10 protein-coding genes and 1 tRNA gene are annotated in these 9,732 nt (G+C 69.4%); 4 read left to right on the top strand and 7 right to left on the bottom strand.

Translation table 11 applies throughout. From position 1 onward, the window contains the following. Positions 1–167: 167 nt before the first annotated feature. Both ABD329_RS46690 and ABD329_RS46685 read right to left on the bottom strand, forming a co-directional pair. Complete coding sequence (locus tag ABD329_RS46690; RefSeq protein WP_344318121.1) at positions 168–578, bottom strand: VOC family protein; 411 nt, start codon at positions 576–578, stop codon at positions 168–170. Positions 579–794: 216 nt separating this feature from the next. Further along, complete coding sequence (locus ABD329_RS46685) at positions 795–1,217, bottom strand: hypothetical protein (RefSeq protein WP_344318120.1); 423 nt, start codon at positions 1,215–1,217, stop codon at positions 795–797. Between the two features lie 179 nt (positions 1,218–1,396). On the opposite strand from ABD329_RS46685, the gene ABD329_RS46680 reads away from it, so the two are divergent. Both ABD329_RS46680 and ABD329_RS46675 read left to right on the top strand, forming a co-directional pair. After that, positions 1,397–1,867: a cation:proton antiporter regulatory subunit gene (locus ABD329_RS46680; protein ID WP_086885493.1), complete on the top strand. Its 471-nt coding sequence runs from the start codon at positions 1,397–1,399 to the stop codon at positions 1,865–1,867. A 4-nt stretch (positions 1,868–1,871) separates the two neighbouring features. Continuing rightward, positions 1,872–3,152: a cation:proton antiporter gene (locus ABD329_RS46675; protein ID WP_344318119.1), complete on the top strand. Its 1,281-nt coding sequence runs from the start codon at positions 1,872–1,874 to the stop codon at positions 3,150–3,152. Positions 3,153–3,292: 140 nt separating this feature from the next. Here the strand turns inward: ABD329_RS46675 and ABD329_RS46670 are convergent, their stop codons facing one another. Then, complete coding sequence (locus tag ABD329_RS46670; protein WP_344318118.1) at positions 3,293–4,297, bottom strand: sporulation protein; 1,005 nt, start codon at positions 4,295–4,297, stop codon at positions 3,293–3,295. Between the two features lie 595 nt (positions 4,298–4,892). Here ABD329_RS46670 and ctaD point away from each other — a divergent pair. After that, positions 4,893–6,668 (top strand): aa3-type cytochrome oxidase subunit I, encoded by a 1,776-nt coding sequence (gene ctaD, locus ABD329_RS46665; RefSeq protein ID WP_344318117.1) that lies wholly within the window; start codon positions 4,893–4,895, stop codon positions 6,666–6,668. 405 nt (positions 6,669–7,073) lie between these two features. On the opposite strand, the gene ABD329_RS46660 is transcribed toward ctaD, so the two are convergent. The 4 genes from ABD329_RS46660 to ABD329_RS46645 all read right to left on the bottom strand — a co-directional run bounded on the left by ABD329_RS46660 (position 7,074) and on the right by ABD329_RS46645 (position 8,415). Then, a complete protein-coding gene (locus ABD329_RS46660) occupies positions 7,074–7,382 on the bottom strand; it encodes a hypothetical protein (RefSeq protein ID WP_198282091.1) in 309 nt (102 codons plus the stop codon). Between the two features lie 11 nt (positions 7,383–7,393). Continuing rightward, positions 7,394–7,741, bottom strand: coding sequence for a DUF6247 family protein (locus tag ABD329_RS46655; RefSeq protein ID WP_198282088.1), 348 nt, complete (start codon positions 7,739–7,741; stop codon positions 7,394–7,396). Positions 7,742–7,770: 29 nt separating this feature from the next. Next, positions 7,771–8,100 carry a hypothetical protein gene (locus tag ABD329_RS46650; protein WP_198282089.1) on the bottom strand — a complete coding sequence of 110 codons (330 nt, stop codon included), beginning with the start codon at positions 8,098–8,100 and terminating at the stop codon, positions 7,771–7,773. A 242-nt stretch (positions 8,101–8,342) separates the two neighbouring features. Beyond that, positions 8,343–8,415 (bottom strand) — tRNA-Arg (locus ABD329_RS46645). 382 nt (positions 8,416–8,797) lie between these two features. Here ABD329_RS46645 and ABD329_RS46640 point away from each other — a divergent pair. After that, a partial coding sequence (locus ABD329_RS46640) for a dynamin family protein (RefSeq protein WP_344318122.1) occupies positions 8,798–9,732 on the top strand: 935 nt, incomplete at its 3' end.

Below are 9,732 nucleotides of genomic sequence, written 5' to 3'. Positions count from 1 at the left end.
GTGCAGACTCGCAATCCACACCGAAACCAGAGGCCCTCGCCCCGTTCAAGCACCCCTCACGGCGCGTCGCCCGTCACCAACCTCCCCGGACAACACAACTAGCGCGAGGGCTCCTGCGCCTGGTCCTGGTCCTGGTCCTGGGCCTGGGAAACCTCGGTCTCGATGGCTCAGGAATTCGACCAGCCGCGGCGGCACAGCACCAGGCGGTAGCCGTCCGGGTCCTCGACGGTGACGCCCCATTCGTTCCAGTACGGATTGGGGGAGGTGACGCGGGTGCCGCCGTGCTGGGTGAGGCGGTCCACCAGGTCCTCGGGGACCGGCTCGTCGAGGTAGATCACCAGCAGATCCTCCTCGGTCGGCCGGGGCTCGACGGGGTGGGCCGCCTCGTGGACGAGTTCCAGATGCCAGGAGGCGTCCGGCCACCCCACCATCAGCAGATCGTGCTCCCCGGCCCGGTCACCGCCCTCGACCCGGTACACCACGCTCAGCCCCAGCCCCGCACACCAGAAGCGCTCCGCCGCCGCGAGGTCACGGGAGGGGCGGGCGATGCGGATGTGGCTCTGACCGTCGGCGGGCATGGGCGCCTCCTTCGTCGTGGGGAACGCCTCGACTTCGTCGTGGCGGAGCGCATCGACGGCGCCGTGATCGCCGGGCGCCGTGCTACGAGCCTAGGAACGGGCCCGCCCCCGAGGCATCGGCCGCTCGCCGGGCCTTCCCCCGGCCGACGGACCTACGACCGCGGACCGGTCACCCCGCTCGCGGAACCGGTCACATCGCCGCGCGGACCGGTCAGCTCACTCCGGCGACCCCGGACGGCGGCCGAGCGGGCTGACGCGGCGGTATCCCGCCCGGGCGTTGACGATGCGGGCGAGCGCGGTGCCCGCGACGGCCGCCGCCAGAAGACAGGCGAGCCAGCGGGCGTCGCGCCCGCCGGCCCAGGAGAGCTCCCCCGCGGGCGGAATGGCGAAGCCGTTGAGGAACAGCCAGCACAGCCCCGCCGTACCGGGCGCCGCGACAAAACGCGCACACAGCCCCAGCAGGGCGGCCAGCAGTGAGAGCGCGACCAGGGCGAACATCGGGCGGCCATGGCCACCGAGGAAGTTCAGGGTCGCCACCAGCACCAGCGCGCCCAGGGAGGCCCCGCCCCAGACGACGGGAGTGGCGACCGGATCGGGAACTGGCCTGATCCCGGTGTTGAGCCGCCTCCACTCGATCATGGGTACCACCCCTCCTCTGGGCGCCATCCTCTCCGTAGATCGATGGCCACCCCACCCATACGCGGTCGGCATCGTCCCATCGCACCCTCGCACACCTGCTGTCATTACCAATTCTTTGCCATTCGTTAGGGTGGCACAGGAATCGAGCGACGAGAGGGATGATTGTGGGCGCTCCGCGCATGAGTAGTACGCCATTGCCCGGCATCGGGGTTCGCTACGACCTGACGACACGAGAGAGCAGGCGGCTTTCGGTCATCGCGCATCGCGACGGCGGACGGACGCTGAGTGCGTACCGGAAGGAGGATCCAGATGAGTGTGCCCTGTCCACCAGGCTGACTCCAGGGGAAGCGGAGGCACTCGTCGGGGTTCTGATGCCAAGTCATCACAGCCCCAATCTGCTGTCCACCACCGAGCTGGGGCTGGTGGCCGAGCGGATCGAGCTCTCGTCCACGTCGCACTGGAACGGGAGGGTGCTGGGCGAGACACGGATGCGGACGGAGACCGGCGCCTCGATCGTGGCCGTGCTGCGCAGGGCGGAGGCGATCCCCTCACCGACCCCCGACTTCCGGCTGGCCGGTGGGGACGAGCTGATCGTGATCGGCACCCGCGAGGGTGTGGAGACGGCCGCGGCGATACTCGGGCGGGAGTGAGCCCATGCATTCGTCTGCTGTGTTCCTGATCGAGTTCGGCGCGGTCATCCTGGTCCTCGGGCTGCTGGGGCGGCTCGCCGGGCGGCTCCAGTTCTCCCCGATCCCGCTGTATCTGCTGGCCGGACTGGCCTTCGGCGAGGGTGGGCTGCTGCCGCTGGGAGCGAGCGAGGAGTTCGTCGCGACCGGCGCCGAGATCGGCGTCATCCTGCTGCTGCTGATGCTCGGGCTGGAGTACACCGCCAGTGACCTGGTCAGCAACCTCAAGACCCAGTACCCGGCCGGGTTGGTCGACGCGGTGCTCAACGCCCTGCCCGGCGCCGTCATGGCCCTGCTGCTGGGGTGGGGGCCGGTGGCCGCCGTGGTGCTCGCCGGTGTGACCTGGATCTCCTCCTCCGGCGTCATCGCCAAGGTGCTCGGCGATCTGGGTCGGCTCGGCAACCGCGAGACCCCGGTGATCCTCAGCATCCTCGTCCTCGAGGACCTGGCGATGGCCGTCTATCTGCCGATCGTCACCGCCCTGCTGGCCGGTGCGGGCCTGGCGGCGGGCAGTGTCACCCTGGCCATCGCCCTCGGTGTGGCCGGTCTGGTGCTGTTCCTGGCCGTCCGCTACGGACGGCACATCTCCCGCTTCGTCTCCAGCGACGACCCCGAGAAGATGCTGCTGGTGGTGCTCGGGCTGACGCTGCTGGTGGCGGGGATCGCGCAGCAGCTCCAGGTGTCGGCCGCCGTCGGCGCGTTCCTGGTGGGCATCGCCCTGTCCGGGGAGGTCGCCGAGGGTACCCACCATCTGCTCAGCCCGCTGCGGGATCTGTTCGCCGCCGTGTTCTTCGTCTTCTTCGGTCTGCACACGGATCCGGCCAGCATCCCTCCGGTGCTGCTGCCCGCCATGACGCTGGCCGTCCTCACCGCCGGTACGAAGATCGCCACCGGCTACTGGGCGGCACGGCGGGCCGGGATCTCGACCCGGGGCCGCTGGCGGGCGGGCGGCACCCTGGTGGCCCGGGGCGAGTTCTCGATCGTCATCGCGGGGCTCGCCGTCACGGCCGGTATCGAACCGTCGCTCGGCCCGCTGGCCACGGCGTACGTCCTGATCCTGGTCGTCCTCGGGCCGCTCACCGCCCGCTGGACCGAGCCGGTCGCCCGGCGGGTCACGGCCCGGCTGGCTGCGCGCCGCGAGCCCGCTGCCGCGGTGGCGGCCGAGGGCGGGGGCGATGGTGTGGCGGATGTGGCGGAGGAGCCGCGAGAGGTGGTGGACGACCCGGACGCGGTGGGGCGCCGTTCCTAGCCGAGCGGTTCGTCGGTGCGTACGGGTCGGTGCGTATGGGGCGATGCGTACGGGTTCGATGCGTACGGGCGATGCGCATGGGGCGATGAGTAGAGGGAGGGCCGCGGGACGCTCCGCGGCCCTCCGCGTCGCTTCGCGGCTCAGCCCCGGTCCTCCTCCTCGGACCCCGAGCCCCTTAAGTCCTTTGTGCCCCCTGTTCCCCCTATGCCCCCTGTTCCCCCTAAGTCTCCTAAGCGGGCTAAGTTCCCTAACGCGTCGCCGAGCCCGGCCGCGACCATGCCGCCGCCCACGGCCCCACTCGCCGCCGTACCGGCCGTGACGCCCGCGGCGCCCGCGATGCCCGCGATGGCCGCATCCGTGCGGCCATCGCGGGCGGTATGCGTCGCGCGGGATTCGACCAGCGCTCGGATCCAGGAGTCGACCTCACCGGTCCAGTCGCGCTGCTCGAGGCCCTCATGGCGCACGGTGTGGCGGCCCAGGACGCCGGAGCCCTCGCCGCGCTTGTCGGCCTCCAGGACGACCTCCATGGCGTCGGGGCCGGTGAGAAGGGTCAGCGCGATCTCGTTCACGTCGCGGAGGTACTGAGGGGCGGGGGTGAGCTCGATCTCCTGGTGGAAGGGGAGCCGCTGCCCGGTGCCCGCGATATGGGCGAGCCGTAGATCTGCCGCGACGAGGCCGAAGCCGAGCCGCCCCAGCGCCCCCAGCACGGCCTCCTGGACCGGCAGCGGCCGCACGATCAGCGGCTCCGGATCGCCGTGGTCCCTCGCGCCCGCCGCCGCGAGCTCGACCCGGACGCCCAGGACGACACCCAGCGGCTGCCCGGACACCTCGGTGAGCGGCGTTTCCCACGGTATGTGAATGGTGAACGGAACATCTCTGTGCTCTCTCGCGTCGAGCCGGAACCCGCCACCGAGCCGGAGGCGGTCGAAGGCCACACCGCCCTCGTGCTCCTCGCCGCCGTACCCGGCCTCGACCCCGGCCACCAGCTCCAGCGCGAGGTGCTCGAGGTCGCAGGCGCTGCCTCCGCCCCGGAGCCGCACATGCCCCCGCACCACCCCACCGGGGCGCACCGGCTCCCGGTCCAGGATCGTGTCCACGACGGGCCCACCGACCCCGAGCGAGCCGAGCACTCGTTTGAACACCATCGCGGCGTTCACTCCTTCACTGTCACTGTGATCGTTCTCTGTTCCGTGGGGGGGCGTTCGTTGGTTCGTTCCTGAGTTCCGTGGGGGGCATGCGTGGAACGAACGGGAAGGTAAAGGGATTCCCATGTGCGCGTCCTGGTGCGGCAAAACCGGCCAGGGGTGGTGCGGCCCCGGCCGCCGACGTGCCCGACGGCCCGGCTCGGTGTTCATCCGGTCACGGAGAGCTATCCTGAATGGGCCCTCAGACCATGGGTGACTCGGGTCGGACTCGCGGAATCCGGTGCGGCTCACCCCAGCGGCTCATCCCAGTGGCTCATCCAGAGGACGGAAGAAACCGATGTCACGTGTGCGACGGATGAGATCGGCGCTGCTGAGCGCCGTGGCAATCGTCGTGAGCGCGGGAATCCGCCGATGGCGGCGCAGACAGACCCGCGAGCCGCGCCCAGGGCGCCGGTGAATGACCCGGCCGCTACGGCGAGTCGCGTCCTCATCGCCATTCCGCTTCGGGTAATGGTGGGCGAATCGATACAACGAATTCGTCGGCCGGTGCCGCCGGCCGCCCACCCATGCACACGGCCGAGGAGCGGACACGGACATGGCGACGACAACCAAGCCCGAATATGAAGCTCCCGCCGAACCCACCAAACTCGGCACCGTCGTGGTCGACTGGCTCACCACCACGGACCACAAGAAAATCGGACACCTGTACTTGGTGACCGCGTTCGGATTCTTTCTGATCGGTGGCCTTCTGGCCATGGTCATGCGGGCCGAACTCGCCCGGCCCGGACTGCAATTGATCAGCCCTGAGCAGTACAATCAGGCTTTCACCCTGCACGGCACGCTGATGCTGCTGTTCTTCGCCACACCGGTCTTCGCCGGATTCGCCAACGAGATCATGCCGCTCCAGGTCGGCGCCCCGGATGTCGCCTTCCCCCGGCTGAACATGTTCTCGTACTGGCTCTTCCTCTTCGGCGGGCTGATCGTGATCGGCGGTCTGCTCACCCCAGGAGGCGCGGCGGACTTCGGCTGGACGGCCTATACGCCGCTCAGCAGCAAGACGCGCACACCGGGCGTGGGCGGCGACATGTGGGTGATGGGCCTCGCCCTCTCCGGCTTCGGAACCATCCTGGGTGCCGTCAACTTCATCACGACCATCGTGTGCATGCGCGCCCCGGGAATGACGATGTTCCGGCTGCCCATCTTCACCTGGAACATCCTCTTCACCTCGATCCTGGTGCTGCTCGCCTTTCCCGTCCTGGCGGCAGCCCTGCTGGTGCTGGAGGCGGACCGCAAATTCGGCGCGGTCGTCTTCGAGGGGGCCAACGGCGGGCCGGTGCTGTGGCAGCACCTCTTCTGGTTCTTCGGCCACCCCGAGGTCTACATCATCGCCCTGCCGTTCTTCGGCATCATCACCGAAATCATTCCGGTGTTCTCCCGCAAGGTGGTCTTCGGCTATATGGGTCTGGTGGGCGCCACCATCGGCATCACCGGCCTCTCCGCGACGGTGTGGGCCCACCACATGTTCGCCACCGGCGCCGTACTCCTGCCCTTCTTCTCCTTTATGACGTTCCTCATCGCGGTGCCGACCGGGGTGAAGTTCTTCAACTGGATCGGCACCATGTGGCGTGGCTCCCTCTCCTTCGAGACGCCGATGCTGTGGGCCATCGGCTTCCTGGTCACCTTCCTCTTCGGCGGGCTGACCGGGGTGATCCTGGCCTCGCCGCCGCTGGATTTCGAGGTCCACGACAGCTATTTCGTCGTCGCCCACTTCCACTACGTGGTCTTCGGTACGGTGGTCTTCGCGATGTTCGCCGGATTCTATTTCTGGTGGCCGAAGTTCACCGGCAGGATGCTCGACGAACGTCTCGGCAAGATCCACTTCTGGACCCTGTTCGTCGGCTTCCACACCACCTTCCTGGTCCACCACTGGCTCGGCGTCATCGGCATGCCGCGTCGCTATGTCGACTATCTGGCCGCCGACGGCTTCACCACGCTGAACACGGTCTCCACCATCGGTTCGTTCCTCCTGGGTCTGTCCACGCTGCCGTTCCTCTACAACGTGTGGAAGACCGGGAAATACGGGAAGCGGGTCGAGCTCGACGACCCGTGGGGATGGGGCCGCTCCCTGGAATGGGCCACCTCCTGCCCCCCGCCCCGGCACAACTTCCTCACCCTGCCGAAGATCCGCTCCGAATCCCCCGCCTTCGACCTCCACCACCCCGAGGTCGTCCCCCACGAGGTCCCCACCGCCGACCGACCGCCCCTCTCCGGGGCCATGGGCGCCCCGGTCGACCTCGGCACCAAGGACGACCGCACCGGCGGCGGACCGGGCCCGGAAACGGGCGACGACACCGGAGGCCGCGAGGGCTGACCCTCGCCCGCCTGTGCTTCAGGACCCGCGGAAGCCCGGTGACAGCCGGACGGCCCCGGAGCCCTCCCGTGATCGGGGGGAGCGCCCGGGGCCGTGTCGTGGCCGGTGGGCCGGCTCTGAACAGCGCGAAGACCCCCTCCGCTACGTGCGTAGAGAAGAGGGTCCATTGCGCCCCCGGCAGGACTCGAACCTGCTGGCCAAGCGCTTAGAAGGTGTGCGAGCCTGAGCGATGTGCTGACCTGCGTTTTCCGTGGCCGCCCCCGAGCGGAACGGGTAAAAGCGCTTGGCCTGTCACCGGCTCGATGATGGCGCGATTCGCGCGTCAAGCCCTCGCCGACTCGCCGCATGCTGAAGAACTCGACCGAGCCGTATGTCTCCTGCTCGAGCGACGGTGTCCGGTGTTGATCACTGCCAGAAGCATTCGTCGATAACGATCTGCGGGTCGGTGGTGCGGGGTGTGAAGTGGTATCGCAGCCAGCCGCGGCCGTGATCGAAGTAGAGGACGTGCTCACCGCTCGGGCGGGTCGACTGGACGGGTTCGACGCTCATTCCCGGGGGCAGGCCCCTGTCGGTGTCGATGCCCCGGAAGTACGGGTCTGTGGCGGTCACGAGTTCGGCGCGGGCGGCATCCACCAGGTCACGGGCCTGGTCGGGAAGGGCGTTCCTGCCGTCCTCGGCTTCCTTGGTCCAGTCGGCCTGCCAGGGTGGTCCCATGAAGTCGTGCGTCACTGGCCGGGTTCCGCCTTCGCCGCTGTCCGGCGGATGCGCCCGGCTTCCTCGATCATCGCCTTGGCGCGCGCGTAGTCGCTCTCCTGGGCGGCCTCGTCCTCCAGGCGGTGGACTCTGGCTTCGAGTTCGGGATTACGGGCGAGGGCGTACTCGCCCCACCAGCGGGCCATGAAAGCGGGGACGGGAGCGAGGTCGTAGGCATCGGCGATGTCGCGGCGCCAGTGCCGGTCGAAGTCCACGAGGAGTTGCGGCGCGTGCTGGGCGATGGCGGCGCGCAGAGACTTCGGAGTCCGCTCGGGCATGGGCGGGACGGCTGTCCCGCCCTCGAAGGATGCGGTGGTCATGAGCGTGGGGATTCCCTTCGGCTCACCGGTCAGGTGGCGGTGTGGAGTGAGGACGGCACGGCGGTTGCCGGTTCGGATGGCTGTTGCGTCCTTCCGGTCCAGCTCCCGCGGACCACGGTGCGGATCTTGGCGACACGGTCGCGTTTGACGCCGAGAAGGCGTGCGACATGTTCGACACGGCCGTAGGGGATCGGGCTGCCGGGCGTCTGGGTGGTGGCCGCGCACACGAGCTCGGCGAGCTTTCTTCGCTCGCTGCGTATGTCGTCCTCCAGCCGTCGGACCACCTGCTGCTGGCGGGCGATGGCCGTCAGCGCCGATGTCTTCAGATCACGTTCGTAGCGCAGGTCCTCAGCACTCACGCGCCCGACAATGGCACACGGGCATCATCCCCAACAATCGATCCCTCGAGAATGCACTCTTGCGAACGCTGTCCCGCGCGCGGTGGCTGGGTGAGCGCCGCCCGCGCCGCTCGGGCGGAGGAACATGTCCAGGCTCTCCGCGGACCTTGGGCCGTGGGCGGTCAAAGCGCTTGACTCATGAGCGGTGTGCTTCCCGACATATAAGAGCCTCACCGGCGTTTTCGCAGGTGAGGCGGGCGTTGCGCCCCCGGCAGGACTCGAACCTGCGGCCAAGCGCTTAGAAGGCGCCTGCTCTATCCACTGAGCTACGGGGGCCGGTGGTGGTCATGGAGCGGGTGAGCCCCCGGTGCCTGCGGGGCCGACGGGGCGGCCGTGGTGCGGGTGGCCGGGCTCGACGGACCGTGACCTTGCCGGGACAAGGATAGGGCTCCTTGCGCCTCGCCCCGGTTGCTTCACCTCCGTGGCACGTTGTGGAGGTTCGGTGAAGCGGTCTGATAATCGCAGGCAGGTCCGAAACTCGCATCGTTTTTCACGCCTCAAAGAACGGGTGTTGTGCACTCGTTATGCCCGCGCCCCTGTCGTCACGTCTGCCTCGTGCTCCTTTTGGGGTGATCCGGGTGGGTCTCTTTGACGCGCACGAGTGAGCATACGCTTCAAAAAGACACCAAAAGCGGGCATTCTTCACCACGTGGCGATCTTGGACGTACGGCCCCGGCTGCTCGACGCGCTGACCTCACTGCGTGACCGTGTCGACGCCGCTCGGTTTCCGCTCCCCCTTCCCGGCGCCGACCGCGCTCGCCGTAGCCGTGCCGAGCTGCTCGCTCAACTGGACGACTACCTCGTGCCCCGGTTGCGCGCCCCCGAAGCGCCCCTGCTGGCGGTAATCGGGGGATCGACGGGGGCGGGCAAGTCCACCCTGGTCAATTCGCTGGTCGGCCGACGCGTCACCGAGGCCGGTGTGTTGCGGCCCACAACGCGTACGCCGGTGCTGGTGTGCCACCCCGATGACCACCCCTGGTTCGCCGGCCAGCGGGTGCTGCCGCGGCTCACCCGGGTGTGGGTGCCGGCGCAGGGGGAGCGGGCGGAGAGCGCGTACGACGAGGAGGGGCGGGCGCAGGAGGGGCCGGCGGCGCTGCGGGTGGAGACCGACCCGGGGCTGGCGCGGGGGCTCGCGCTGCTCGACGCGCCCGACATCGACTCACTGGTCGCGCGGAACCGCGATCTGGCCGCAGAGCTGATCTGCGCGGCCGACATCTGGGTGCTCGTCACCACCGCCACCCGCTACGGCGACGCCGTCCCATGGCATCTGCTGCGGACCGCCAAGGAGTACGACGTCACCCTCGTCACCGTCCTCGACCGGGTGCCGCACCAGCTGGCCGCCGAAGTCTCCCGGCAGTACGCCGGGCTCCTTACGGCGGCCGGGCTCGGCGATGTCCCGCGCTTCACCATCCCCGAGCTCCCGGAATCCGCGGGCGGCGGCAGCGGACTGCTCCCGGCCACCGCCGTCGCCGCCCTGCGGGCCTGGCTCACCCAGCACGCACAGGATCCGTACGCCCGTACGGCCGCCGCCGCCCGCACGGCCGCCGGGACGCTCGCCTCGCTGCGCGGCCGCGGGGCGGGTGATCCAGCGGG

It is taken from the genome of Streptomyces javensis (assembly GCF_039525925.1).
GTDB lineage: Bacteria > Actinomycetota > Actinomycetes > Streptomycetales > Streptomycetaceae > Streptomyces > Streptomyces asiaticus.
Note: the sequence above shows the minus strand (reverse complement) of the source record. Positions and strands in the feature narration are given on the sequence as shown.

Excerpts from the sequence above, each read along its gene's own strand:
- ABD329_RS46690 (WP_344318121.1), bottom strand. The coding sequence starts at position 578 with ATGCCCGCCGACGGTCAGAGCCACATCCGCATCGCCCGCCCCTCCCGT.
- ABD329_RS46685 (WP_344318120.1), bottom strand. The coding sequence starts at position 1,217 with ATGATCGAGTGGAGGCGGCTCAACACCGGGATCAGGCCAGTTCCCGAT.
- ABD329_RS46680 (WP_086885493.1), top strand. The coding sequence starts at position 1,397 with ATGAGTAGTACGCCATTGCCCGGCATCGGGGTTCGCTACGACCTGACG.
- ABD329_RS46675 (WP_344318119.1), top strand. The coding sequence starts at position 1,872 with ATGCATTCGTCTGCTGTGTTCCTGATCGAGTTCGGCGCGGTCATCCTG.
- ABD329_RS46670 (WP_344318118.1), bottom strand. The coding sequence starts at position 4,297 with ATGGTGTTCAAACGAGTGCTCGGCTCGCTCGGGGTCGGTGGGCCCGTC.
- ctaD (WP_344318117.1), top strand. The coding sequence starts at position 4,893 with ATGGCGACGACAACCAAGCCCGAATATGAAGCTCCCGCCGAACCCACC.
- ABD329_RS46660 (WP_198282091.1), bottom strand. The coding sequence starts at position 7,382 with ATGGGACCACCCTGGCAGGCCGACTGGACCAAGGAAGCCGAGGACGGC.
- ABD329_RS46655 (WP_198282088.1), bottom strand. The coding sequence starts at position 7,741 with ATGACCACCGCATCCTTCGAGGGCGGGACAGCCGTCCCGCCCATGCCC.